Below are 25,953 nucleotides of genomic sequence, written 5' to 3' on the forward strand. Positions count from 1 at the left end.
CAACCTCTTTCGGCAAATTGACTGTCTCGTTTTTATGAATTTCAGAAAACGTAACAGTTTCATTGTATATTTTCAGGCTTCTTTATTTTCATCCATCATACGCCAGATTGCAAGTGTTCTTCGACATTTTCCTACAAACTTCACAGAACTTTGTCGACTTTATCAACGAAAGTTTGTTCTAGACGTGATAATTGGTGGCTTATTTGGCCCCAATGATCTGCAGTCTCACCCCCTTTAAGGAGATCTAACATCGCTTTCTCTTGCTCCGCAAGCCCTTCTTGCAGGCTTTCGGCAGCAGATTTTAATTCTCTGCTGATATTCTCGACGTAATGAGCAATTAATTTTCCCTTCTGCACTGCCGCTGCAAGATTAACCGCTTCTTTCAAAAGCGGCTCTGCCGCACCTTTGACCAATTCCCGCCCAGTTCCCTCAAAGAAATAACGCGGGGATTTGAAATGGCCCCATAAAGCGGACCACTGCACAGGCTGAAGCTGGCATTCCAGATCCTTAGGAGATGGCCAAGCCTGCTCCTCATTCTCCATAAGATGAAATTCCTCCGTGGAAAAGAGTAGCTCTGTAGCTGCCGCTTCAGCAGCTTCATGAACAAGCCTGCGTCCCGTGCTCTCTAGCCGCAGCGTTGTTGCCCATAGCTCTTGCTCAAGCTCGCGCTGAGTAGTACGCATTAGTTCGGCACTACAGGCAGAGAAAATGGCTTTTAAATTCCCTGCATCCTCACGCAGTAAGGAGGGATGAAAAGATTCCTGAAAATTTCTATTGAAGGAGAAGCTAATCCGCTGGCACACATGATAGATCAGTTCTTCACTTTCGTGAATAAGATCTCTGCTAGGACGTTCCTCAGTCTCCAAAAGAGACAACCGCTTCATGGCGAACTGACGCCGTTCCTGCAGTTCTTTTAACCCGGCTTCACGCTCGCCCGCCGCCTTGGAAGCCAGATTCTGCCATTCCTCAGCCCGGCGCCGAACCGATGCGATACTCTCAGCAGCTGCGTTAAGTGAAAGCTGAGGAAGCTCATCACCAGCAAAGCTGGATAATGCTTGCTCAAATTCATTGAAGCGGGAGGTTCCATAAAGATCGTGATTATGTTGAGTTTTAGCTTCTAGAGCAAGCAAGCTGGACAAAGCATAGATTCTCGGAGACCGCAAACCTCCGGCACGCAGATTTTGAACGACATGTGCTTTAACCTCATCTAGTTCTTCTTCGCTTGAAGCGAGATCGGAGGCATTAATAATAAAGAACATTTTATCGAGAGCAAAGCTGTCTTTAATGCGGCCCAGCTGGGCCAAGAGGCCGCGATCCGACTTCGAAAAAGCGTGGTTATAATAGGTCACAAAACAGATCGCATCCGCATTTTTCATGTAACTAAAGGTTACGCCAGTGTGGCGTGCATGCAGTGAATCTGCTCCTGGTGTATCTACGAGCACAATCCCGCTCTCCGTCAAAGGACAGGCATAATAGAGGTCAATCCCCTGCACAAAGCAAGCTCGGGTCTCTTCCGCAACTAGGTTTCGATATTCTTCCAAATCAACGGTCCGCACCGTTCCTAGCAACGGCTCCGCTTCAGCCCAACCGGATGCTGCGGCTCTTAGAAATCCTGCATGCGGCAGCGCAGAGGGGTGGATTCCCCGTGTTGGCAGGCTCGCAAGTACTGCTGTCCACGTATCCTGTTGCGGCTCTCCAAGCTGCAGCACGCTAAAGGAATGGCAGATGTCATCCCAGAAATCGGCCATGCTCTTCATCGTTACAACCGCGCTGGCATGGCGGAAGTCTCCTTCCGGCGCCAATATGCGGTTAACTGCGGCCGTGGCAGGGTGTGGCGACACGGGCAGCACTTCTTCGCCGAGTAAAGCGTTGGCGAAGGAAGATTTGCCTGCGCTGAACGCACCGAACAGCGCAAGGGTAAAGCGGCCGCCGGCGAGATCCTCCGCCCGTGCGGCCAGACTGCGCGCCGCCGATGCCATCGCTGGCTCGCGGCGCAGCAGCTCTGCCGCAGCCGCCAGCGCGTCAGCGGCTGCCGAGAGCCGGCGGCGTCCGCCCGCCGGCGAAGCCGTTCCCGCCGCCCAGCTTGCGGCGGCGGCACTTCCAGCCGCGGCGCGTTCGCGCGGCTGGGTCTCCCGCGGTGCGGCGCTCTGCGCAGCCGCACGCAGGGTGACCTTCACCTCCGGCAGGATGCCGGGGGTGAGGGTCCGGCGCGGCGGCAGCAGCGCCGCTAGCTCGTGCGCGCGGGCGTCAGCCGCGCGGTCCAGGGCGGCTATCGCGCGGGCAGCGCTCGCCTGCCGCGTAAGGGCCTGTTCGCGGCGCTGGAGTTCCGCGCGCTGCTCCTCGATAAGCGATGGCAGCTTCGCCAGCAGCTCATCGCCAACTAACAGCGCAGCGCGGCGGAATTGGCTCTTCAGATCTGCCGCAAGTGTGCGGCAAAAATTGAGCAGCGCCTCGCCGCTATACCCCGTTCCCGGCTTAACTGCAGCCGCCAGCCATTCCTGGCTCACCGCCGGGAACCCTTGCTTCAGAGTCGTCTCTGCCTCCTCTGCCCACAGTCCGAGATTCTCCGCCCATTGACGTACCAGCTGAATCAGATGCCATTCCAGCTGAGCGGAAACCTCTCGGACCAGTAATCCTTGCCAGGCATCCAGTCGTTTGCCTTGTTCCTTCTCCCGCCGTCCGGCTGTAGAGAACAAACCTAAGCGGAAGCCTGGGCTGACACTCTCCACATAGCTCCCTGCCGCCTCTCTAACATCCGCAGGCATTAAGTTAGCATTATTGAGTAAGGCATCAAGATCACTTCGCAGGCTAGCTCGTGATTGCTGAGGCAGCTCCTCAAGCAGTGCCTTCTCTTCTTCCAGCGATTTCAGCTCTTCCATCACAACTGTAACCGCTGCACCCTCTAGCTCAGCTAAAAAAGTTTCCCGATCCTCCTGCTGGTCTTCACGGAACGCGGTCAGCGAAGAATCTGCTGTATGATGAATGGAACGTGACAAGCTATATTGAAGCAATTGTTCCCTGTGCTCCAACAGCTCTGTTATAAGGTTCAGCAGATTATCCCAATGATTCAGTGGGTGCTCTTTCATTTTGAGTGAGGTAAACAGAATCCCCGCACAATGAATCCCCCACTGCTCAAAAGCATTTTCAAGCTGGCGTTTATATTCTTCAATGGAAATTTCTTGTTCTCTATGCTTGTCTATCTGATTAACAATAAGATAGAGCGGTTTGCCCCAGTCACTAAGATTTTTGGCAAAAGCCAAATTATTCTCTGACTGTACATGGTTATAATCCATAACATAAAAGACGACATCAGCTAAATGCAGCGCGGAACGAGTGGCCGCCTGGTGACCATCATCCGTCGAATCTACGCCAGGCGTATCCAATAGAACACCATGCTTCCCTAGAAGAGGAATCTCATTCCAGACTTCAATCGCGGAATATTCTCCGCCATTTCGACAATATTCCTGTAATCTTTCTGGTGTTGTCTCTACAGGGGCAGATTCATTTTCATTTCCCTCAACCCTTGGATAGATAAGCACTCGTGGAGCCCCGCTGCGAATAGAAACAATATTGGCACTAGTCGGCACAGGTCCGGAGGGTAACACTGAGCTACCGCATAAAAGATTAATCATGCTGGATTTCCCTGCCGAAAAATGCCCACAAAAAGCAAGGGTCAGTTCATTCCCACCCTCTTTATTTTGTAAATCTTCATATATTCGTTCAGCACTCTCATCGCCCCAGTGGCGCATTAAATCTTTCAGCTGGGAAAGCAGCGATGCTGTTTCACTTAATGTCTCTCTCTGAATTCTAACCCGTTCCGCTCCCACAGACATTCCACCTCCACAGTTACCTTTTAATCATGCACTGATCTTAATCCATTCATGAATACTGATTTAAGCTCTTTTTTATGCAAAACTTATATAGGTGCAATTTCTGAACTTTAGCGCGGAACATTTTTATAAATAATAATTACAGTTTATCACCAGTTTGACACAAATTAAATACACACTACTTACAAAATAACCTATCATCTCCTACGAAATGATAAAAAAAAGAAGCGACGTTGTCGTCCTGTAAAGCCAACAGTCGTTTCTCGTAGAAATATAAGGATATTCAATAAAAAAAGGAGCCAGCCCCAAGGGCTGACTCCATTTCAGGTCACTTCTCAATTATGCAGTTTCCAAAACAGGCAACAGAATTTCGAATACTTTTCCGTGCTGCAGAATAGTCAATCCACGAGATTTGTCTCTCATTACGACAACCTCTGGTTTTACAGACATACGCTCCAGATAGTGCTCAGGCACATCACCGGAATGACTGATCGTAATGCCCTCTACTTCTTGCTCTTCATTTTCTTCCAGCGGGCTTTCCACTACGCGGTCAAAAATATCCGAGAATACCTCAAAATTATCTGTGTATACAGAAATGCATTTCATCTCTATCCCATCCTCTTCTTCAACTCTAACTTTTAACTTTTTGGCGTATGATCTTTAGCTTTCCTGACGACAGCCGTTTTCATACGTTTTTTGCCCTCTCGACATACATCAAGGAGCGGACAAACCTGACATTTTGGATTCTGAGCCTTACAGTGATATCGTCCAAAAAAGATTAGCCGGTGATGCGTGAGCGTCCATTCATCACGTGGCACAGCCTTCATCAGCTTTTTCTCCACTTCCAGCACAGAATCTTTCCAGCCTGCCAATGCAAGTCGTTTAGCAACCCGCTCCACATGAGTGTCCACAGCAATGGCAGGAACTCCAAATGCGTTGGACACTACTACGTTAGCGGTTTTACGACCTACTCCTGGCAACGTTACAAGTAAGTCATGTGCCTCAGGCACTTCTCCGCCATACTGTTCTATGAGTATAGAGCACAGGCTTTGGATATGCTTAGCTTTGTTACGATATAAGCCGATGCGCCGGATATCCCCCTCCAATTCCTCCAGCGACACAGAAATATAATCGATGGGGGCTTTGTACTTTTGGAACAGGTCCTCGGTCACTTTGTTCACCGTTGCATCCGTACATTGGGCTGACAACAGCACCGCTATTGTTAATTCAAAAGCGTTACTGTGATTTAGCTCGCAATGTGCATCCGGAAACAAATCTCCAATCGTATCCAAAATGTGGCGGACGTCTGCAGCTTTCATAGTGTCCCCTCCACGGAGCAAAAACGCTCAGAAAATTCTAACGAGCGTCTCACCTCAAATGTTAGAAATATAAGCAAAGTATGTATTATAACGTATGGATTCATACATTTCAACACATACGATACTGGCATTATATTTCAAGTATTAACGCCTTGAATGTCCTTATAAGAACAGTAAGCGTTTAAGCGAGAAATATAAGACATACAGTATAGGAGCAATACTTATACTTTCTTATATTTCAAAAAAAACGTCTTGACGCAGGTAAAGCCCCCTGTGTCAAGACGGTGATTCACTCAGAAATCCACCATTGCAACTATTGTTTCACAATTTCAACCAAAATATCATTATTGAAATACATTATAATATTATCATTTTCTTTCAAAGATTGCACGGATAAAGTCGAATCTCCCTGATGAATATATACATTAGCAGGAACAAAGAATTGATATTTATCATTTAGATTAGCTCTCTTAGTCGACAATAAGTTAGTTGCACTTTCATAGCGTGAGAATGTTCGACTAAGTTGAGACATTACACGAACGATTGTAGATCCATCCGTATCCTTACGAATCTCTACCCGGTCACCTGTGGTCAAGTTGCTAAGAGCAGTCGTTGTGGAGCCATCACGTATGATTTTGACTCCTCCGCTCACCGCTAAAGTCTGTGTTGCTCCAGTAAAATCTTTCACAACCAAGCTATTCCCAGCGGGATCTACAGAACTTACCTGACCTGTTGTAAGCTTAATTGCTTGAATAGCCAGTGGTGTGCTTCCATCGAAGGTCACGTTAAGATAATCACCCGATTTTAAAGCTGTTAGCTTAATGCTTTCACCAGCTTCATTGGTCATCGGGATAGCATAAGTATTGATCTCGCTGGTTCCCCCATTCCATTTGATGCTCAAACGGTTGGTTCCAGAATTAACCGTTGCTGCTTCAACCTGAAGAACTGACTTTACTTTCAGGACAGCCACAAGGTCCTGATTTGCAGTTAACGAGGCTGTCACATAACTGCCAACAGGAACATCTGTTACGGTTGGATTCGTTTTACCAAAGATATCAATAAACTGTGGAGTTGGCAGTGTCAGACTCTGTCCGTCATTTAGCTTCATAACTATAGTTCTTGAGGCAACATTGATTGAAGTAACGGTTCCTTCATACTTCGTAACAACTTCCAACGATAACGCACGTTGTCCGATTGCCTTTATATTCACCTTGCGATTCTCGGTCAGTCTTGCCCCAATGCTAGTTAAGTTAGGAAGTACACCTTCATAGGACAGCTTTGTTTTTTCATCCAACTGAACCACATGTGCCTTATTGTTAGTATCCATAACCGTCAACAGCTGCGTTTTAGAATTATAGTCTATAACCGCTGCTCCACTATACTGTTCAATTTGACGGCTTAACACTTCAATTTTGGTGACTTGATCGCTGCTGTTTAGGGTAACCTGAATCTTGTCCCCACCTACTGCATCAGCAATAAGATCATCAGCTACTGCTCCACTCATGTTCGGAATAACAATCGTCGGTTTAGTGCCAAGCAGTTTAACCTCACGATTTCCGTCTGCTTTTTTGTAAACAACTGTGGAACTAGTCAGCTCGGTAAGTACCCCGTCAACTGTCCGTTCAACACCTTCTGTCACTTCTACAGTGCGGATCACATTATCTTGAATCGTATATTTGACCGCATTACCTGTCTTCAAATCTGCAGGTTTCAGCACTGATGCTTGAGAGCTGAATAATGAAGTCCCATCTTCCCATTTAAAAGTTTCTACAGTACCCGCAGTATTTTTGAAAGTAATGCTTTTACCAGTAAGATCTACACTTTGAATAGTGCCTGTTGTTGTTTTGTTAACAACCCCTGAAGTCACTTGAACCTTTACTACTTTATGTGAACCACTATACGTTTCACGTTGCAGTGAAACTACACTATCTGTTACCAGCGAAGCAGGTTCAATTCCAGCTCCATTTACATCCACAAAGGAAGTAGTCTCATCGTAGTAGTATTCTGTGAACCCTGTTGGTGACTTTAACCAAAGCTTATTACCTGGAGCTACCATGGCGAAGTTTCCTGACAGAGTCTCTACTTGTTGTGTAGGGTCAGTCACTTCAACATAAGCCGCGTTATATGTCGCGCCAATTACAGTAACCTTAGTGTAGGGTTGGACATCACTTAGATTGATTCTGCTTTCAGAAGCACTTGTGTAATAAGCAGTGCTTGCTCCCAGGGTATATGTAGAAGTCTTTCCGTTGTTATAGACGGATAGTTTCCCATCTGCTAATTGACTGATCGTTCCTGATACCGTGTTGTCGTATTCAACCGTATTGTGAGCTTCAGCGCGACTGAAAAAAGTCGCCAATTGCGCACGTGTTACAGCGCCTTGCGGATCAAAACGATTGCCATCAAGTCCATTGGCTAGGCCTAAATCAACGGCAACGTTGATGTAACCACGTTTGTTGGCAGACACTTTGGTATCATCTGCAAAGCCAGTTGGCTCACTAGCAGCCCCTGCTGCATCTGCGCTTTTTCCAAGGGAGCGGATTAACAGCTCCGCAATCCATTCCCGGGATGCTTTACGCTCTCCCCAAGAAGTCTTCAGATTATCTGGAGCCATTTCGGTTGCTTTATCGAGTAATCCTTGTTGAAAAGCCAACACAACATAATCCTTGTAATAATTCGTAACCTTAAAATCGGTAGGCAATGCTACCGCAGAAGAAGCATCCACTTTATCCTGCAACTTCATAAACCGCAGGGCCATAAGCACTGCTTCCTGTTGAGTTACAGAATCTCCAGGACGGAACAATCCATTATTCCCAACCACAATTCCTTGTGAAGCGAGTTTGTAAATATGTTTTTCAGCCCAGAAGCCTGTCTTCACATCGCTAAAAATCCCTACAGATTGAGTAGTGGTTGATGTCGGTGTAGTGGCAGCTGTGTCTGCAAACACTGCACTTGCACCACCAAAAACCATAACACCAGCCATAACAGCCGACACTGCTTTATTAGAATAAGCCTTCAATGGACGTTTTGACCTTTTTTGCGCGGACAATAGATTATTCCCCTCTCTATGACTCAAATAAATAGTATGTTTAAAAATTCGTCAGCTAGATGCCTAATTCCTTTGTTGCATGACCAATTAAGAATTATCTCTAGTCATAGGATGCAATAGGTCCACATGGCCCATCAGACTTTCTACCTTTTCACCATCAACTAAAACTTCGATACTCTTTACTTCCGCAAATTGAAAATAAGTTTTGGCAAGTGAAGTAATGGCAAAGGATTCTCCACCCGCACCAAGCTGAGCTTCATCTGGTTTATGAATATCCATTACGATTTGACCTTCAACGAATTTCAGTGATTTGAGTTCAATTTTCCCCCATAAAGGTACAAGATCTGTATTCTCATTACTTTGCAGTGCTTTGAACGTCTCTGTATATTTCTCAACATCGTCAGAGTAGTTAATCGTAGTCTTAGCAGGCACTAAATCCATAATTTGCGAATCTGTGTAATAAACTTCAATACTCTGGCTTTGCTTTTGTGTCTCATTTTCTACCGGCTTCGATGACGGCTGTGTTTCTGCATTAGTATTATCTGCTGTCGGTTGCGGAGTGCTAGCCACTTCGCTTTCCTGATCATCAGACGGAGCTGGGGTACTTTCTCCCGCACCACTTACAACGTTTGTAGTATCTTGCTCCACTCCATTAGCAGGAGCTGCAGTAGGCTTATCTCCACAGCCAGCAATCACTAGTAGAAGCAGCGCAGCAACCCCAACCATAGTCCATTTTTGTTTAAACATTAATAAACGCCTCCTCTAGATGAATACGGGCAGACAGGTACCGCAAAACCACTTCTTGCCTTTTTATAGATAAAAGCAGAAAGCTGACTTTGCGGCGCTCGTCTGCCACTGGTCTGTTATTTTATACCCAAATATTCCTTGATTCCACTCACTATTGAAGCAGCAACTTTGTTTTGTAATGCTTCCGTAAATAGCAATGTCTCATCCTTCTTATTGCTAAGGTATCCTACTTCAAGTAGAACAGCAGGCATTTTCGTTTCACGAATGACATGGAAATTCCCGTATCGTACACCGCGATCACTAAGCCCTGTAGCCTCAACTAGATACTTATGCATCACTTTCGCTAAGGCCTTACTGGCTTCCCGCTGATAATACGTTTCTGTCCCGCTTGCCGCAGAAGATGCGGAACTGTTGGCATGTACAGAAATGAATAGATCTGCTTTTAAATTATTAGCCATAGCCGCCCTATCCTTGAGCTCCAAGAATGTATCGTCACTGCGTGTCAGTACGACGTCGATATTACTTTCTTTTTTCAGCAATGCTGCTGTCTTAAGTACTATAGCTAAATTAAAATTCTTTTCGTATTTTCCTGTTACTCCTACTGCACCAGAATCTTTAGCTCCGTGCCCTGCATCCAGTACTACGAGCTTCTTGCCATCATTACCTGGCTGTGTTGAAGTATCATCCGTACTTTCTGCATTCAGGTCAATGATAACCAACTTAGAATCAGTTCCAGATACGCTGATGTTATAATTCTTAGGATAATTCAAATCAATTACAAAACGTACAGTATAAGGGTTGGAGCTATAAAGCGAATACCGGACGCCTGATACATCAGGATAATCCTTCACTTCCAGTTTGCCATTCAGATCAGGATCAAGAACTTGTCCCGTACCAAACAGATCTGAGAAAGTGGCATTAGGAAAATCAATAACTAACCGATCCGGCCCTGTCATTACACTTACTTTTGGCGCTGAATTACCTTCCATCGCAATGCTCAAACGATTCTCACTAAAGCTCAAACCATTTATCATGGTTAAATTCTTAGTAGGATCTACCGGCGGAACAACCTCAGATCCACCATTTCCAGAGTTTCCATCTGAACTTCCGTTTTCATTTGAGGATCCTGGGGTAATAAGGTACACGATCTTCTTTGCATTATCCCAAGTGACGGTGAGACCAAACTGCTCACTTATGAACCGTATAGGTACAAGTGTCGTATCACTCCGCAGGACAGGTGCAGTGGTAAGCTGTACTGTTTTGTCATCAACCGAAGCTGTCTTTTGATTAACAATAAGTTTGATGACCTTACCTTGCTGTTCAATCGTCACCGTTTTGCTTTTTTGATCCCAGCCCACGGTATAACCAAGACTCTCGGAGATCAATCTCAACGGTACCATGATAGTATCATTCACATTTTCAACCGGTACTTTTTGCCCTGCAGTAATCTCTTTGCCGTCCAGATAAATCTTGCTATTCGCGGCAGCAGCATGTCCATGCTCAGGCAAAACCAACACAAAGAGCAACAAAAACAACATCAAACTGAATTTCTTCATTCTTCACCTCTAAGAATCTAGTATTCGCCTGTGAATGGCGATCGTGGTGCCCTGTCTCCGTCAACCTCAGACCTCTATTAGACGCTGGTAATCTATAAAGGTTGCGAATATATTCCATAAAAATTGAGAAATCTCACCAACCTCAAGTCTTAAAGCCCCAGATATTCCTTAATCCCGGCAACAATTTCTCTCGCTAATTTCTCTTGAAGCTGCTCACTATACATCGCCGACTCATTCCCTGAATTTGTAAGATATCCTACCTCCAGCAAGACTGCCGGCATAGTAGTTTCTCGTGTAACATGTAGGCTTTTCGTACGAATCCCGTTGTCTTTAAAACCAGTAGCGGCTAATAAATGCTTATGCATAATCTGAGCAAGAGGCAGACTATCACTGCGAGAATAATAGGTTTCACTGCCATTTATTTTATCTCTATTTGGATATCCAACATCTAGCGAATTCGCGTGCACTGAAATAAAGAGATTCGCTTTAGCAGCCTCCGCAATTTTCACGCGATCCTGAAGCCCCAAGGTAGCATCATCCGTTCGAGTAAAGACCACGTCAACTAATGCTTCCTGCGTTAATAGCGTTTGTACTTTGCGGATGACGGCCAGATTGAAGTCTTTTTCCAGCTTGCCTGTGAGACTGACAGCTCCAGATTGAGTTCCGCCATGCCCCGCATCTAGAACTACAATGGGTTTACCTAACGTTCCATTAGCCCCTGGGGTGTTGCCTCCGCTGCTAGTTACATTCAAATCAATCGTAACCAGCCCGGTGCTTTCATCCGTACTAAGCTGGTACGGTTGATTTCCAACCGTTTGAATTACGAATCTGACAGTGGACGGACTCACACTGAACAGTGCATAACGGATCTCAGAAACGAGCGGGTAGCCGGCAACGTCCAGCTTACCTTGTGGACCGCCAGTGGTGGTAACACCCGTAAGACTTCCAATGAAATCCGGATCGAACGCAGCACCCGGAAAATCTACGACGATTCGATCAGGGTTGCTCATTTTTGTAACATTTGGCTTAGTAGCCCCCGACACAGCGATAATAAGTCGGTTCTCAGTGAATACTGCCCCGTTTACTAGAGGGCCTGTTGGAATTCCTGCTGTGCTTCCCGGTGCCGTAGTTGTTTGTGGAACTGGTGTCGGGCTGGGTGAAGTCACTACACTGCCAGCAGTTGTCCCGTTGTCACTTCCCGGCGTAGCACTTGGAGTTGGAGCAGGTGTATTAGTTGCTGTTGGATTGGTAGTATTCCCCTCAGGTGTCATTGCAGAATTGCTAACTTGTCCACCTGTCAAATAGACGGTTTTATCAACATTATCCCAGCCCACCTTTAAGCCGAACTGCTCGCTTACGAAACGAATTGGAACGAGTACTGTGCCGCCACTCTGCTTAGGAGCTGCATTTAAATCAAACGTCACCCCATCTGCATCAGCTGTTTTCCGTCCTACCGCCAGCTCAATGCTTTTACCATCCTGTTGAACGGTTACTTTCCGGGTCTGCTGCTCCCATAACACCTCGAATCCAAGATTCTCTACTACCACTCTGACCGGAATCATAACGCTACCATTTACGTTTTCGAGCTTAATTCCTTTTGGCAAAGCAAGTTCCTGATTGTCCATAATAATTCTGCCTGCGCTGCTACCAGCTGCGGCAGCTTCTTGTCCGGTGGATGATAATAATAATAATGGCAGTAACAAAAGCAGCAATATACGAAGCCCAGCTCTTCTCATTCTCATTTTCCGCTCCTTCTGCAAGTAATAGATCCTAGATAAGTATTTAGACGACAGAAATCACCAAATGTTTCCTTAATGACCAATGAATATATCGATTATAGCAAAAAAACTTCTATTTCCGACACCCGGAAATAGAAGTTTTGCGTATTTTTTGTAAAGTTTAAGAATCAGACCAGTTATATCCTCTTTTTAAGAGAATAGCTTGGCAGCATGACGCTCTTCATAAGCAGCAATTTCATCCGCATGTTGAAGGGTCAAACCGATATCATCCAAGCCTTGCAGCAGGAATTGACGACGGTGCTCATCCAGATCAAAGTTGATGCTCAGTCCGAATTCATCTTGTAAAGCGTTGTTCTCAAGATCAACTGTCAGCTTGTAGTCCTCATGCTCAGCTGTCCGTTTGAACAATTCATCCACTTGCTCTTCCGAAAGCTTAATCGGCAGAATGCCGTTCTTAAAGCAGTTATTGTAGAAGATATCCGCATAAGAAGGTGCAATTACAACTCTGAACCCGTAATCCATAATCGCCCATGGTGCATGCTCCCGAGAGGATCCACAACCAAAGTTAGCGCGTGAGATCAGAACAGAAGCCCCTTGATAACGTGGTTTATTCATTTCGAAGGCTGGATTATCGTTACCTTCTTCATCAAAACGCCATTCATAGAACAAAAACTGTCCAAATCCCGTCCGTTCAATCCGTTTCAAAAACTGTTTCGGAATAATCGCATCCGTATCTACATTTACCCGGTCAACTGGTGCAACAATTCCTGTTAATTTTTTAAAAGCATCCATAGTTTTATCCTCCCGTGTTCTCTCTAGCTCTATGAGCTGACGGCTTCCGTCTTATAATTCCAATCACGTACATCAGTGAAACGACCTTTGATCGCAGCTGCGGCTGCCATAGCTGGAGATACCAGATGTGTACGTCCTCCGCGTCCTTGGCGTCCTTCAAAGTTACGGTTCGAGGTAGATGCACAGCGTTGTCCAGGCTGCAGAACATCCGGGTTCATGGCCAAGCACATGCTGCATCCCGCTTCACGCCATTCAAAGCCAGCTTCAGTAAAGACTTTATCAAGTCCTTCTTTCTCAGCCTGCATCTTAACACGGCCCGAGCCTGGAACAACAATGGCAGTAACCTTTTCAGAAACCTTATGACCTTTAGCTACCACTGCTGCAGCTCTCAAATCTTCGATCCGTCCGTTAGTGCAGGAACCAATAAATACATAATCAATCGGAATTTCAGAAATAGGTGTTCCAGGAGTCAAATCCATATATTCAAGCGCTTTTTCAGCAGCTTTACGTTCATTTTCAGTGGTGAAGTCAGCCGGATTCGGTACGCTGGAGTTGATGTCAGTACCCATGCCCGGGCTAGTACCCCAGGTCACTTGTGGAATCAATGTTTCCACATCAAATTCAACAACCGTATCGTACTGAGCGCCCTCGTCGCTTACAAGACTCTTCCATGCTTCTACAGCAGCATCATAAGCCTCGCCTTGCGGTACGTATTGACGTCCACGCAGATAATTAAAAGTAGTTTCATCAGGGGCAATCAAGCCAGCTCTTGCTCCACCTTCGATCGACATATTGCAGACAGTCATACGTTCTTCCATCGACAATTCACGAATAGCTTCGCCTGTATACTCAATTACATAACCTGTGGCAAAATCAGTACCGTACTTAGCAATAACACCTAGGATCATATCTTTTGCTGTTACGCCAGGGTTACGTTTGCCTGTAAAGCGTACTTCCATTGTCTTAGCTTTGGATTGCTGCAAACATTGCGTAGCCATTACATGTTCAACTTCACTAGTTCCGATACCGAATGCCAGTGCGCCGAATGCACCATGCGTGGAGGTATGGCTGTCGCCGCAAACGATAGTTTTGCCAGGATGTGTCAAGCCGATTTCAGGACCCATTACGTGTACAACGCCTTGATCAATATCATTCAGATCGAACAGTCTTACACCAAAATCAGCACAGTTCTTAGAAAGGGTATCAATTTGTTGCTTGGAGATTGGATCTTTAATGTTAAAACGATCTTTAGTTGGTACGTTATGATCCATCGTTGCGAAGGTCAGCTCAGGACGGCGAACCTTCCGGTTGCTGAGACGAAGCCCTTCAAAAGCCTGTGGAGAAGTTACTTCATGAACCAAATGCAGATCAATATAAATAATGCTAGGTTTACCTTCCTCTTGATGAATAACGTGATTCTCCCAAATCTTCTCAAACATTGTCTTGTTGCTCATAATTTCACCTCATTAATAGAATCGTTCATTGGAAGAGAGCGTGGAGTCTCTCTTGAATGATCTAAATATAACACCCCTGTCTTTATAATTCCAAGATATGATATCTATAAAAGTGATAGCCTGAACCTATAAGCTGAGTTAGGGTATGTTGAGGCGCAATATGTAGGAGCGATGAGCAAGCGGGGTATGTAGCAGCGTTGCACAAGCGGGATATGTAGCAGCGTTGCGCAAGCGCAGTGTGTAGAAGCGATGCGCAAGCGTAGTGTGTAGAAGCGATTCGCAAGCGCAGTGTGTAGCGATGCGCAAGTGTGATGAGCAAGCAAGTGTGATGTGTAGGTGCGATGTAGCAGCGTTGCGCAAGTGTGAGTAGCGTTGCGCAAGCACAAGCGCAAGGATATGTAGGAGAGATGCGCAAGTGTGATGTGTAGGTGCGATTCGCAATGCGCAGTGTGTAGAAGCGATGCGCAAGTGTGATGTGTGTAGCAAGCGTAGTGTGTAGAAAGCGTGCGCAAGCGCGCAAGTGTGATGTGTATATGTTGGAGAGATGTGCAAGTGTGAGCGCTATATGTTGGAGAGATGTGCAAGTGTGATGTGTAGGTGCGATTCGCAAGCGCAGTGTGTAGAAGCGATGCGCAAGTGTGATGTGTAGGATGCACAAACGATTCGCAAGTGTGATGTGTAATTCGCAAGCGTAGTGTGTAGAAGCGATGCGCAAGCGCTATATGTTGGAGAGATGTGCAAGTGTGATGTGTAGGTGCGATTCGCAAGCGCAGTGTGTAGAAGCGATGCGCAAGTGTGATGTGTAGGTGCGATTCGCAAGCGAGTGTGTGCGATGCGCAAGTGTGAAATTCGCAAGCGCAGTGTGTAGAAGCGATGCGCAAGTGTGATGTGTAGGTGCGATGCACAAACGGGATGTGTAGCAGCGTTGCGCATGTGTGATGTGTAGGAGCGATGCACAAGCATAGTGTGTAGGTGCGTTTAGTTGTATTTTGTACAGCTATATTCCTGTGAATCATTCGTTAATGAATATAGCTGCATTTTGTACAGCTATTTTCTTGAATTATCGCCTTATAGCTGGGAACTCTAGTTTTTAGTTGTATAGAATACACTTAAAACCAAAATGATCCCTTTTGCATACGAAATAGCTGTACAAAATACAGTTATTTCATAGATACTCTCAAGATCCGGCGCTAAAAATATACTGTTAGAGGATATCGGATACTTCGGTCAGTGTACAAGGGTTACTCTCTTAAAATCAGGCCCAGCAAATTCTAGGGAGTGATGAAGTGAATGCTCCTTCGGTTTGCCTATACAAAACTATAATCCAATAGGATATACTTATAAGTAAATCATTTCTCTAAGGAGTCCATATATGGAACTGAGACAACTGCAGTATGTGCTGCAAATCGCAGCCGAAAAAAACTTCTCACGTGCAGCGGACAAGCTGCATATTGCCCAGCCCTCGCTCAGCCAGCAGCTTTCCAAACTGGAAAAAGAGCTCGGCGTAATGCTGTTTCAGCGTAATACCAGCTCAGTTGAGCTGACCTACGCAGGTTCTAAATTCGTTGAACAAGCCCAGATTATCATTGACGCAGTGGAGCTGCTGCGGCAAGAAATGTCCGACATATCAGAACTGCGTACTGGACGTGTAGTTGTGGGTAGTATGCCGATTACAGGTGCACATCTTCTGCCGCATGTACTTCCAGTTTTTAAACAAAATTATCCTGAGGTAGAAATAACGCTGCTCGAAGACTCGTCAATGAACCTAGAGAAGCTCACGGCAAGTGGCCAAACCGATTTAAGCCTGCTCTCCTTACCCCTCGAAATTCCTGCACTAGCTTATGAAGAGCTTGGAGAGGAAAGAATCGATCTCGCTGTTCCTCCTGAACATCCACTCGCTAAACGAATCCTAGATGGAACACGGACCTCACTTGAAGAGCTTAAGGACGAACCTTTTATCGTACTTAAGGAAGGTCAGGGCTTCCGCAAAATGACTGTGGAACTATGCCGGAAAGCCGGATTCGAGCCACGAATCGTTTTCGAGAGCAATAATATGGAAACCGTTCAATCCCTAGTGGCAACAGGTATGGGCGTGACTCTTGTTCCTCGTTTTATCGCTCGTGCACCGCGGAGTGAATTTGTTCCAGTCTACTTACCGCTTGCTGATCCAGTGCCTAGTCGTACGCTAGTTGTAGCATATCGACGCGGACGATATTTGTCCAAAGCCGCAAAGGCTTTTGTAGAAACATTCAAATCAACCGTGTCTGAATTAACGGAAGAATAGAATATATACAAATAAAGTGCCCCAGTAACCATTCGTGTGGTTGTCGGGGCACTTTTCAGGTGAACCTCTTGTAACAGTACTAGATTATTTACGCAAATTACGCTGTGTAATCAGGCGGTTCTGATCATCCGACACACGTGCTTTACTTGAATCAGCCAATCCCTTATCAACTGGAGCCCCGGTGTGCTCTTCCACAAATTCACGAGTCACACTATTCTGAAGCTCTGCAACTTCGTTTGAATCTTGATTCTGTCCCTGCTCGGCTTTATTGTCTTTAGTCAATTTAATCCACCTCCTGGTAACAGATTATAAGTTCTTTACCCCTTCTCTTTGAGGTTAAACATAATATATAGAGCTTTCTGCATGAAGAAATATATCCTACGTTTTCCCTTTGCAATGCAACCAGCTCCATGGTATTCTATTGAAAATAAGTGAAACGTGCAGACGGGACCAGTAAGAATGAGTCTAACCGCGCCTAGAGAGTAGATTCCGACAGGCTGAAAGAATTTACCGCGGTTTTCGTTCCGAATCCTACCCCCGAGCGGCCTGTGTCAAACAGGACGGATCCTCCCGTTATGAGAATGAAGTCGGATGATCCCTCATCAATGAAGGTGGTACCGCGGAAGTTTATAAGCTTTCGTCCTTTGCTAAGTCTAAGGATGGGGGCTTTTTGTTGTTTTCAGGACTTAATAAACGAAGAGGATGTGGACAGAAATGACGACGCGAATCGTGGTCAAAATAGGCAGCAGCTCGCTGACCGGACCCGAGGGCGGTTTGAATCGTGAAGCAGTCTCCTTTTTTGCCTCAGAGATTGCCGAGTTGAAGAAAAACGGCTGTGAGGTGTTGTTAGTAACCTCTGGTGCGGTAGCCGCCGGCTTCCGCAGTATCGGTTATCCAGCACGTCCGAAGCTGCTGCATGAGAAGCAGGCCGCTGCGGCTGTGGGTCAGGTACTGCTGATGCAGGCTTATCAGGAAGCTTTTGCCCAGCATGGAATTACTACCGCGCAAATATTGCTGACTCGCACCGATTTCTGCAGCCGCAGAGCCATGAATAACGCTATGATGACTGTAGAAGAGCTACTTCGCCAAGGAGCGGTGCCCGTATTTAACGAAAATGACACTGTCTCCGTAGATGAACTGAAATTTGGCGATAACGATACCCTCTCTGCGCTAGTAGCCAACCTGTTAAAAGCCTCTAGACTACTTGTCTTAACCGACATGGATGGTTTATACAGTGGAGATCCCCGCAAGCATCCGGATGCTGTCCGCTATCAGTTCGTAGATGACATTACACCGGAGATATATGCTATTGCTGGTGGAGCTGGCTCTAGTGTTGGAACAGGCGGTATGCGATCCAAAATCGATGCGGCCAAGATCGCTACTCGGGGTGGTGTTCCTGTCTTTGTCGGAAGAGCCACCGAACCTGGAGATTTACAGCTTGCTGCAACAGGAGAAGGTAGGGGCACTTATTTTGCAACGAAGCTATCCTCTCTCCCCGTCAAAAAGCAATGGCTTGGCTTTATGTCTACCCCTCTCGGCTCCCTGTACGTGGACGAAGGGGCTGTAGAAGCTTTGCTTCATGGCGGTCACAGCCTGTTGCCTGTAGGCGTCAAACAGACAGAGGGTAGCTTTCACGCAGGAGATGTTGTAGAAGTACTTGGACCCGACTCCAAATTGCTTGGACGTGGGATTGTAAATTACGATGATGCTCAGCTGCGCAGCATTCAAGGTCTGCCAAGCCGTGAGATTGTACCAAAACTGGGAGAAGTACACCGGCTTGAGGTCATTCACCGTGACGAATGGATTACACTGAGATAAACAATTTTTTTTCAATTCAAATATAGGGAGGAATCGTCATGAGTGAAGTAATTAATAAGAGTAAATTAGCCAAGGTGACTACAGGAGTTCTAGCAAGCTTAACAACTGGCCAGAAGAATGAAGCACTGCTGGTCATGGCCGATGCGCTTCGCCGCGAAGCTCCCGCCATTATCACCGCCAACGCGGAGGATTTGGAACGAGGAAGACTCAATGGAACTCCGGAATCCATGCTCGACCGGTTAGCGTTAGATGTGGACCGGATTAACAGCATTGCCGAAGGCCTGCAACAAATCGCTGTATTACCGGATCCTATCGGTGACACGCTAGAAAGCATTGAACGTCCTAACGGCCTCAACATCCAGAAGCTGCGTGTTCCGCTTGGTGTGATCGGCATCATCTACGAGGCACGTCCCAATGTAACTGTTGATGCTGCAGGTCTATGTCTCAAAACCGGCAACGCTGTTGTGTTGCGCGGGGGCTCCTCTGCCCTGTCCTCCAACCGTAAAATTGTCGAGGTTCTGCACAATGCTCTTGCTGAAACCTCAATGCCGCCTAACGCGCTTCAGCTGATTGAAGATCCTAATCGTTCTTCAGTAGATGAAATGCTAAAGCTGAACGGACTTTTAGATGTGATTATCCCGCGCGGAGGCAGCTCTCTTATTCAAAATGTAGTCCTTAACGCAACCGTTCCTGTAATTGAAACTGGAGCAGGCATCTGCCATACTTATCTCGACACAACTGCCTTGCCAGAAATGGCACGGGACATTAGTTTAAATGCCAAAGCTCAGCGCCCTTCGGTATGTAACTCTATGGAAACACTACTCGTTCATCAGGATTACGCGAGCAAATATCTGTTATCCTTAGCCGAAGCATTTCGTGAGGTTCATGTAGAACTTCGTGGCTGTCAACAAACCATCTCTCTTGTCCCATGGGTATTACCTGCAACCGTAGAAGACTATGCTACAGAATACAACGATTATATCCTTAATATTAGAATCGTCAGTGATTTGGAAGAAGCTATGCAGCATATCGCGCAGTATGGTACGAAACATTCGGAATGTATCGTAACAGAAGATCAGGAGAACGCCACACGCTTTTTACAAGAAGTGGATGCTGCCGCTGTTTATCACAATGCCTCAACCCGCTTCACGGATGGCTTTGAATTTGGATTCGGTGCAGAGATTGGTATCAGTACCCAGAAACTCCACGCTCGTGGCCCGATGGGTCTGCCTGCTCTAACTTCAACCAAATATAAGATCTACGGAACGGGACAAATTCGGGGTTAGTATACACGTTTAAGTTTTCTATCACACAACTTTTAGGAGGATTTTAGCCATGTGTCAGCATCCATCAGTTCCACTCATGAATCATAATATTGTTTTTTATGGCGCAGGCTCCATGGCAGAAGCCATCGTTCGCGGGATGATTAGCCGCAATATCGTGAAGTCCGATAATGTCATCATGCTCAATCGCAGCAGCAGTGAACGTCTGGCAGAACTAAAAAGCCGTTATGGTGTAATAGGCACAAATGATCCCGAACAAAAAATAGAATACTTACGGAACGCACCAGTAATAGTACTGGCAATGAAACCTAAAGATGCTGCAGAATCCTTACGCGGACTAGGTCCAATTCTTTCTCCGGATCAGATCGTAGTTTCTGTCATTGCAGGTCTATCTATTCGCACCATGCAAGGTCTACTTGGCAAAGCACAGCCTATTGTTCGCACAATGCCTAACACTTCCAGTTCCATCGGTCTGGGTGCCACTGGTCTAGCCTTCTCCAAAGAAGTAGACGAAAGAGGCCGTCGCCTTGCTCTTAATATCTTTGAGGCTGTCGGGCTTACAACAGTCATTGATGAGGAACGTATGGAAACCTTGACCGGAATTTCAGGCAGCGGGCCTGCGTATATCTATTACATGATGGAAGCCATGATCGCCGCTGGTATCCGTGGTGGGCTGCCACTTGATCAAAGCACCGAATTAACTGTTCAAACAGTGCTGGGTGCTGCCCGAATGGTACAACAGACGGGAGAAGAACCCGCAGCACTCCGTAAGAAGGTTACTTCCCCTAACGGTTCAACACAAGCAGCTATAGAAGTGCTTGAACGAGGGGAATTCTTTGAAACTGTGATTGCTGCAGTTAACCGATGTGCCGAGCGCTCACGTGAAATGGGTGCTGCCCTAGAGAAAGAGCTTCGTTCTTAACCAAAAAAAGATCGCAGCCCATCCCCTCATCGGGTGGGAAGCGATCTTTTTTTTATCTTGTTACAACATTTCCATAATTATCTCTTACGATTACCTTTAGATTTACAGGAGCCGCAATGGTCACGTTCAATGCATTCCTGGAGTTATCGAATACTAGATGTCTAGGTATGTCTCCTAAAATGACGTAAAATGTGTCTCCGACTTGTTTAGTTTGCAACAGCCGCTTCTCTTGCTCTTGCTTGAGTTGCCCTTCTGCCGTGGAATAACTCCCAAATACATTCAACTCGTTCCCAGCCGTTCGATCAACCATAATTCCATAAGGTTCAGCAGCCTGGATTATAAGTGTGCCTACACCCTGTGGAACATTCCCCTTCCATTCCGGCAAGGAATAATTCTCCTCCGTAGATGAGATCACATGTCTAAGTTCTTGTGTTAATCCTAAAGAGCTGACTCCTGCGAATACTAAACAGCACACTGCCAGAAATCCGACGAACAGAACACTTAGCACATCATAGTACATTTTCCCTTTACCACGGAACCATAAGGTGTAAATTACAATTTCTAAACCAAGTAAGATAAAAATGAGCGGCCACCAAGCAAGTGTTGTCTCGAACACATCCGCTCCTTTCCACTGAGAGACCATTATTAATGCCCCGAGAAATAAAAGGCTCAGTCCCATCGACAACGTACCTACACGCCAACTTCTAGATTTCCCTTCGTTCACTGGAAACTCGCTAGTTACCATGACTCCCGACTCTACTTCTACTGGATTATTCAAGATTGACCCCCCGCCCCTTTTCTACTCTTATTATTCTTACTTCCAGTCATCAGCTTCACCCCACCACCAATCAATAACACGGAGACGACAATGGTCTTAAAATATTCATTTACGCGATATTCCAGCCGCCATTCTGGAAATCTGATATCGATGGCAGGAACTGCGACATTCACAACAATAAAGTATAATCCGAGACACATCAGGACTGCACCGAGCCAACCTTGATGATTTAAGAAACCTTCGATAACCGGCTTATCCTGCAAAGGTTCACGTCCATATCGGCTAACTAACTGTAAGCCATCGAATAAGCTATAGAACCAAATGACCGGGATGAGGAAAAAGAGCAATGTTAACCGCAAAAGATCCATGACATAGATACTTCCTAAGAAAAGAAGCATGAGCTGGAGCCCTCTTTTTTGCAGTCCCAGATACATCTGTCCAGCACCAGGAAATGCGGATAGTAATGTCGCTAATACTTTGCTGCGTCGTCCTTCCTCACGTCCAGCCTCCATCTCTTCGAATAATGTGCGGTCAACAAGCATTTCTCCTGCTTGTTTACGATGGATCAACTGAACTGCATCAAACATGCAATACAGCCAAATTACTGGCAATACTCCAAACAGCAGCAAAAATGCATCACTCGAAGTAATTCCGGCCAAGAACAACATAACGGTCATGAATCCGAAAAAAGAAATCAGAAAGGATAGTCCACGCTGCATCAGCCCCATATGAAAATGACCCAATCCAGGAATGAAAGACAATAAGATGACATGCACACGTTCATTATCCTCCGTCTTTACGGGCATAGTAGAACTAAAATCCAGCATTGATCCATCAGGCGCTACAATTGGAGTGGGCATTTGCAGTAATTTAATTACCAGATGAATCATCGAAAGGATCCATAGAAGTAAGAATCCGATCACTCCCAATGCCAGAATTCCCTCATCCCCTTCAGCCATAGCGATTAAGAATGACATAAATAACACACCAAAGCTTAGCAAAAAATAAACAATCCCTTGTGGTCGTCTTCCCATATAATAATGACCTGCTCCAGGAATCATATTAAGAAAAAGACCCTTAATTTTATTACGCTGCTGTTGCATTGTTCATTTCTCCTCTCATTTCTGTCTTCCGTCCATAATCCGGCTCAACCATCCGCTGGTGGCTTGCATGAATTGTTCGCTATAAGATGGCGAATTATCTTTCTTAGGGACAATAAGTTCCATTTCACCCGTGAGTAACTTATCAAACATCCCGGAAGACATAATCAACAGCGTTAACGAAGCAGCAACGGCATAATGAAAGATTGTTTTTTCATACCAGCGATAACGCCGTGATCCTTCTTCTTTCCCCGCTACTTCTTCTATGACTACTGAAGATCTCACCGTAGCAACCCAATCTCCCATAACTCTCTCTGTAAAAGCAGACGAATTCTCCAATGAAGGCAGATCCTCCTTTAGCTCATCCAGCATCTCCATGTATGAAACAAATGTGTCTTCATCCTTGAGCAGCATTAGTTCCCATTCTTCTCGCTCTATACTATCTTCTTGCCCTTCAAGATAAGCTTTTGCCTGCTCGCGGCGAATTAGGTTTTCTCCACTCTTCATCATAGCCATTCGTCCTCCTTCCAATGTTTTCGCATCCATTGTCTCGCCCTATATAGTCTGGACTCCACCGTCTTCAGAGTAATTTCATTTTCAGCAGCAATTTGCTCATATTTTTTATTTTCCAGATAATAAGCCACCATAATTTCCCGATGACCCTCCGGTAAATTGTTGATCTCACCCGACAGACGATTCATCCGGTCACGACGGACAACAGTGGCTAGTACATCCTCCTCATTAGAAGGTGTCTGGCTCAGCACAAGCTCATAGTCAACAGGTAACTCTCGTAGCCGATCACGTTTACGTTTGGCATCAATAGCCTTATTTAAGGCGATCCGCGTAATCCATGATTTTAAGCCTTGATAACGGTAGTCAGGGAGAGATTTATACATCTGGAGAAAAGCTTCCTGAGCAGCGTCTTCAGCCCCTTTGACTTCACGTAATACAGAATAGGTGATTTTGTATATATGCTGACTGTATGTATTTACAAACTGGCGAAACGCATCTTCGTCTCCTTGGCAAATCCGCTTGATTAATAGCTCTTCCTCAATGACTCTCCCCTCCTTCCCACAGCAATAGACGCTGAGTTCTTCGCCTACCCCTGCACTTATCTAAAAAAATAAAAAAAGAACCGTACAGACTCTAGCAATAGCTAAAGCAATACGGTTCTCTCCTAAACGATCTATCTTCCACCATTGCGGAATTTTTGTGTATACGTCTTAACATCCTGAGCGTTCTTGACCCGGTTACGGGCCCATTCCAGCAATATCCGGTCGATATAACGAAAATGAACCTTCCCCGCAAATACGGATTCCTTGAGTGCTAACAGAATCAGCTCCTCAGGATATCGGTCTTGATCCACCCAGCTGGAAATCGTCTCACATTCCATTGGAGACAGCGGGCGCCCGAATTCCTTCTCGAAAATACTGAATAGATTCCGGCTCTCCTCTTTATCTCCAAGTGAAGAAGGAGATGTGGGGGGAGTTCCGAATCCTCCACCTGACGCAGCAGCCCGGGGAGCTGATGTTCCATATGCTCCCTTGTCCTTATCTTGCTCATTTTCTTGTACAGCTGTCGCAAGATAAGCACCTAGCTTTCCATATAGCCCTGAGAAATTGTAGCGTTCATAATGGATATCTCTTAGCTCATCGTTGTCTCCATCGATGCTAATGAAACCTTCCTTCATGAGCTTCTGCAATTCTCCGGCGAGAACGGAAATGCTACGACCAGTTACAACCTGAAGCTCCTCCAGAGAAGGGAACTCAATCCCTTCTACTTGCCTGAAGGAGAGCAGATGAATCAGCAGCATGGCTTCACTTCCGCTTAAATTCAGCTTCCGGTAATACTTCAGTAAAGCGTAAGGTATGACGGCCATTCCGTTCTCCAGACCGAAGGAGACGCCTTCGCTCCAGGTACTCCATGTCTTGCCGTCCATGTGCTTCCCCCTTTGTTCAAATCCTAAGAACTTATGGGTAGAGGCGGTACAGTGTACGTGGGAATGGAATAGTCTCACGTACATGGTCAAGACCACAGATCCAAGCTACAGTACGCTCAAGCCCAAGTCCAAAACCGGAGTGAGGTACAGATCCGTAAGTACGCAGATCCATGTACCATTTATAAGAATCCATCGAAAGATTGTGCTCTTTATAACGCTCTTCAAGCAGCGCAGGATCATCGATCCGCTGTGAACCCCCAATAATCTCTCCATAACCTTCAGGAGCGATCATATCAGCACACAGTACGACTTCAGGACGATTTGGATCCGGCTTCATGTAGAACGCTTTGAATGAAGCAGGATAATGAGTAATAAATACAGGTTTATCGTATGCTTCAGCGATTGCTGTTTCATGAGGTGCACCGAAATCATCACCCCAAGCAATATCTTCAAAGCCTTTATCATTCAAGAACTTGATCGCATCGTCATAAGTAATGCGTGGGAATGGTGCTTTGATATTCTCCAGCTTGGAAATATCGCGGCCTACCGCTTCCAACTCCGCACGGCAATTCTTCAATACGGATTGCACTACGAAGCTAATAAACTCTTCCTGAACCTTCAAGCTTTCTTCATGATCTGTGAAGGCCATTTCCGGCTCGATCATCCAGAACTCGATCAAGTGGCGACGAGTCTTAGATTTCTCCGCACGGAAGGTTGGTCCAAAGGAATATACACGGCCCAGTGCCATAGCTGCAGCTTCCATGTATAACTGTCCGCTTTGGGTCAGGTAAGCATCCTCATCGAAGTATTTCGTGTGGAACAAGTTAGTAGTTCCCTCTGCTGACGTTGGCGTCAGAATCGGAGGATCCACCTTTGTAAATCCGCTCTCGTTGAAGAACTGTTGGATTGCCCGGATAATCTCCGCACGAATAACCAGAACAGCCCGCTGCTTCGAGGCACGGAGCCAGAGGTGACGGTGATCCATCAAGAAATCAACGCCATGCTCTTTCGGAGTAATTGGATAATTCTCTGTAAGGTGCAGAACTTCAATTCCGGTAACAGTCATTTCAAAACCGGATTGACTGCGAGGCTCCTCACGAATAATACCAGTCACATACAATGAGCTTTCCTGCGTGAGGCTCTTAGCTGCGTCCCATACCTCTTCAGGCACTTCTGATTTCACTACAACTCCCTGAATATAACCTGTACCATCGCGAAGCTGCAGGAACTGAATTTTACCACTGGAGCGCTTGTTGTTTACCCAACAACCGATAACAACACTTTCTCCAACATGTTCATTCACGTTCTTGATTACACTCTTGTTAGCCATGCCTTCAATCTCTCCT

The 25,953-nt window shown here is 45.9% G+C and carries 20 protein-coding genes; 4 read left to right on the top strand and 16 right to left on the bottom strand.

Going from position 1 to position 25,953, the window contains the following annotated elements:
• Positions 1–140: 140 nt before the first annotated feature.
• From NSS82_RS22220 to leuC, 9 genes are all read right to left on the bottom strand, one after another.
• On the bottom strand, positions 141–3,827 hold the full coding sequence (locus tag NSS82_RS22220) for a dynamin family protein (RefSeq protein ID WP_256718583.1): 3,687 nt from the start codon (positions 3,825–3,827) through the stop codon (positions 141–143).
• Positions 3,828–4,169: 342 nt separating this feature from the next.
• Positions 4,170–4,436 carry a hypothetical protein gene (locus tag NSS82_RS22225; protein ID WP_036676334.1) on the bottom strand — a complete coding sequence of 89 codons (267 nt, stop codon included), beginning with the start codon at positions 4,434–4,436 and terminating at the stop codon, positions 4,170–4,172.
• Between the two features lie 32 nt (positions 4,437–4,468).
• Complete coding sequence (gene nth, locus NSS82_RS22230; protein ID WP_076273556.1) at positions 4,469–5,149, bottom strand: endonuclease III; 681 nt, start codon at positions 5,147–5,149, stop codon at positions 4,469–4,471.
• Positions 5,150–5,462: 313 nt separating this feature from the next.
• Positions 5,463–8,195 carry an S-layer homology domain-containing protein gene (locus NSS82_RS22235; RefSeq protein WP_081386710.1) on the bottom strand — a complete coding sequence of 911 codons (2,733 nt, stop codon included), beginning with the start codon at positions 8,193–8,195 and terminating at the stop codon, positions 5,463–5,465.
• An 87-nt stretch (positions 8,196–8,282) separates the two neighbouring features.
• On the bottom strand, positions 8,283–8,942 hold the full coding sequence (locus NSS82_RS22240) for a GerMN domain-containing protein (RefSeq protein WP_036676330.1): 660 nt from the start codon (positions 8,940–8,942) through the stop codon (positions 8,283–8,285).
• 116 nt (positions 8,943–9,058) lie between these two features.
• Positions 9,059–10,498: an N-acetylmuramoyl-L-alanine amidase gene (locus NSS82_RS22245; protein ID WP_038572397.1), complete on the bottom strand. Its 1,440-nt coding sequence runs from the start codon at positions 10,496–10,498 to the stop codon at positions 9,059–9,061.
• A 149-nt stretch (positions 10,499–10,647) separates the two neighbouring features.
• Complete coding sequence (locus NSS82_RS22250; protein WP_081386709.1) at positions 10,648–12,240, bottom strand: N-acetylmuramoyl-L-alanine amidase family protein; 1,593 nt, start codon at positions 12,238–12,240, stop codon at positions 10,648–10,650.
• Between the two features lie 186 nt (positions 12,241–12,426).
• Positions 12,427–13,029 (bottom strand): 3-isopropylmalate dehydratase small subunit, encoded by a 603-nt coding sequence (gene leuD, locus NSS82_RS22255; RefSeq protein ID WP_036676325.1) that lies wholly within the window; start codon positions 13,027–13,029, stop codon positions 12,427–12,429.
• Between the two features lie 29 nt (positions 13,030–13,058).
• On the bottom strand, positions 13,059–14,483 hold the full coding sequence (gene leuC, locus NSS82_RS22260) for a 3-isopropylmalate dehydratase large subunit (protein WP_036676324.1): 1,425 nt from the start codon (positions 14,481–14,483) through the stop codon (positions 13,059–13,061).
• A 1,372-nt stretch (positions 14,484–15,855) separates the two neighbouring features.
• On the opposite strand from leuC, the gene NSS82_RS22265 reads away from it, so the two are divergent.
• Positions 15,856–16,767, top strand: coding sequence for a LysR family transcriptional regulator (locus tag NSS82_RS22265; RefSeq protein WP_076101451.1), 912 nt, complete (start codon positions 15,856–15,858; stop codon positions 16,765–16,767).
• Between the two features lie 84 nt (positions 16,768–16,851).
• Here NSS82_RS22265 and NSS82_RS22270 read toward each other — a convergent pair whose 3' ends face one another.
• Positions 16,852–17,049, bottom strand: a complete 198-nt coding sequence (locus NSS82_RS22270) for a hypothetical protein (protein WP_076104453.1) — start codon at positions 17,047–17,049, stop codon at positions 16,852–16,854.
• A gap of 432 nt (positions 17,050–17,481) precedes the next feature.
• On the opposite strand from NSS82_RS22270, the gene proB reads away from it, so the two are divergent.
• From proB to proC, 3 genes are read left to right on the top strand one after another with little or no spacing between them, the layout of a single operon-like run.
• A complete protein-coding gene (gene proB / locus NSS82_RS22275; protein ID WP_076101454.1) occupies positions 17,482–18,585 on the top strand; it encodes a glutamate 5-kinase in 1,104 nt (367 codons plus the stop codon).
• Between the two features lie 38 nt (positions 18,586–18,623).
• A complete protein-coding gene (locus NSS82_RS22280) occupies positions 18,624–19,871 on the top strand; it encodes a glutamate-5-semialdehyde dehydrogenase (protein ID WP_076273555.1) in 1,248 nt (415 codons plus the stop codon).
• Positions 19,872–19,920: 49 nt separating this feature from the next.
• Positions 19,921–20,790: a pyrroline-5-carboxylate reductase gene (gene proC, locus NSS82_RS22285; protein WP_038572403.1), complete on the top strand. Its 870-nt coding sequence runs from the start codon at positions 19,921–19,923 to the stop codon at positions 20,788–20,790.
• 52 nt (positions 20,791–20,842) lie between these two features.
• Here proC and NSS82_RS22290 read toward each other — a convergent pair whose 3' ends face one another.
• The 6 genes from NSS82_RS22290 to asnS all read right to left on the bottom strand — a co-directional run bounded on the left by NSS82_RS22290 (position 20,843) and on the right by asnS (position 25,937).
• Positions 20,843–21,568, bottom strand: a complete 726-nt coding sequence (locus NSS82_RS22290; RefSeq protein WP_081386708.1) for a hypothetical protein — start codon at positions 21,566–21,568, stop codon at positions 20,843–20,845.
• Complete coding sequence (locus tag NSS82_RS22295) at positions 21,565–22,671, bottom strand: hypothetical protein (RefSeq protein ID WP_036676314.1); 1,107 nt, start codon at positions 22,669–22,671, stop codon at positions 21,565–21,567. The genes NSS82_RS22290 and NSS82_RS22295 overlap by 4 nt, the downstream gene beginning before the upstream one ends.
• A 15-nt stretch (positions 22,672–22,686) precedes the next feature.
• Positions 22,687–23,184, bottom strand: a complete 498-nt coding sequence (locus tag NSS82_RS22300) for a hypothetical protein (protein ID WP_141240287.1) — start codon at positions 23,182–23,184, stop codon at positions 22,687–22,689.
• Positions 23,175–23,783 (bottom strand): RNA polymerase sigma factor, encoded by a 609-nt coding sequence (locus NSS82_RS22305; protein WP_176462568.1) that lies wholly within the window; start codon positions 23,781–23,783, stop codon positions 23,175–23,177. Before NSS82_RS22305 ends, NSS82_RS22300 begins: the two co-directional genes overlap by 10 nt.
• Before the next feature lie 71 nt (positions 23,784–23,854).
• Positions 23,855–24,607, bottom strand: a complete 753-nt coding sequence (locus tag NSS82_RS22310) for a DnaD domain-containing protein (protein WP_038572407.1) — start codon at positions 24,605–24,607, stop codon at positions 23,855–23,857.
• A 31-nt stretch (positions 24,608–24,638) separates the two neighbouring features.
• Positions 24,639–25,937 (bottom strand): asparagine--tRNA ligase, encoded by a 1,299-nt coding sequence (gene asnS / locus NSS82_RS22315; protein ID WP_036676308.1) that lies wholly within the window; start codon positions 25,935–25,937, stop codon positions 24,639–24,641.
• Positions 25,938–25,953 lie beyond the last annotated feature (16 nt).

The organism is Paenibacillus sp. FSL H7-0735 (genome assembly GCF_038008505.1).
Taxonomy (GTDB): domain Bacteria; phylum Bacillota; class Bacilli; order Paenibacillales; family Paenibacillaceae; genus Paenibacillus_AQ; species Paenibacillus_AQ odorifer.

Excerpts from the sequence above, each read along its gene's own strand:
- NSS82_RS22225 (WP_036676334.1), bottom strand. The coding sequence starts at position 4,436 with ATGAAATGCATTTCTGTATACACAGATAATTTTGAGGTATTCTCGGAT.
- nth (WP_076273556.1), bottom strand. The coding sequence starts at position 5,149 with ATGAAAGCTGCAGACGTCCGCCACATTTTGGATACGATTGGAGATTTG.
- NSS82_RS22240 (WP_036676330.1), bottom strand. The coding sequence starts at position 8,942 with ATGTTTAAACAAAAATGGACTATGGTTGGGGTTGCTGCGCTGCTTCTA.
- NSS82_RS22245 (WP_038572397.1), bottom strand. The coding sequence starts at position 10,498 with ATGAAGAAATTCAGTTTGATGTTGTTTTTGTTGCTCTTTGTGTTGGTT.
- NSS82_RS22250 (WP_081386709.1), bottom strand. The coding sequence starts at position 12,240 with ATGAGAATGAGAAGAGCTGGGCTTCGTATATTGCTGCTTTTGTTACTG.
- leuD (WP_036676325.1), bottom strand. The coding sequence starts at position 13,029 with ATGGATGCTTTTAAAAAATTAACAGGAATTGTTGCACCAGTTGACCGG.
- leuC (WP_036676324.1), bottom strand. The coding sequence starts at position 14,483 with ATGAGCAACAAGACAATGTTTGAGAAGATTTGGGAGAATCACGTTATT.
- NSS82_RS22265 (WP_076101451.1), top strand. The coding sequence starts at position 15,856 with ATGGAACTGAGACAACTGCAGTATGTGCTGCAAATCGCAGCCGAAAAA.
- proB (WP_076101454.1), top strand. The coding sequence starts at position 17,482 with ATGACGACGCGAATCGTGGTCAAAATAGGCAGCAGCTCGCTGACCGGA.
- NSS82_RS22280 (WP_076273555.1), top strand. The coding sequence starts at position 18,624 with ATGAGTGAAGTAATTAATAAGAGTAAATTAGCCAAGGTGACTACAGGA.
- proC (WP_038572403.1), top strand. The coding sequence starts at position 19,921 with ATGTGTCAGCATCCATCAGTTCCACTCATGAATCATAATATTGTTTTT.
- NSS82_RS22295 (WP_036676314.1), bottom strand. The coding sequence starts at position 22,671 with ATGCAACAGCAGCGTAATAAAATTAAGGGTCTTTTTCTTAATATGATT.
- NSS82_RS22300 (WP_141240287.1), bottom strand. The coding sequence starts at position 23,184 with ATGGCTATGATGAAGAGTGGAGAAAACCTAATTCGCCGCGAGCAGGCA.
- NSS82_RS22310 (WP_038572407.1), bottom strand. The coding sequence starts at position 24,607 with ATGGACGGCAAGACATGGAGTACCTGGAGCGAAGGCGTCTCCTTCGGT.
- asnS (WP_036676308.1), bottom strand. The coding sequence starts at position 25,937 with ATGGCTAACAAGAGTGTAATCAAGAACGTGAATGAACATGTTGGAGAA.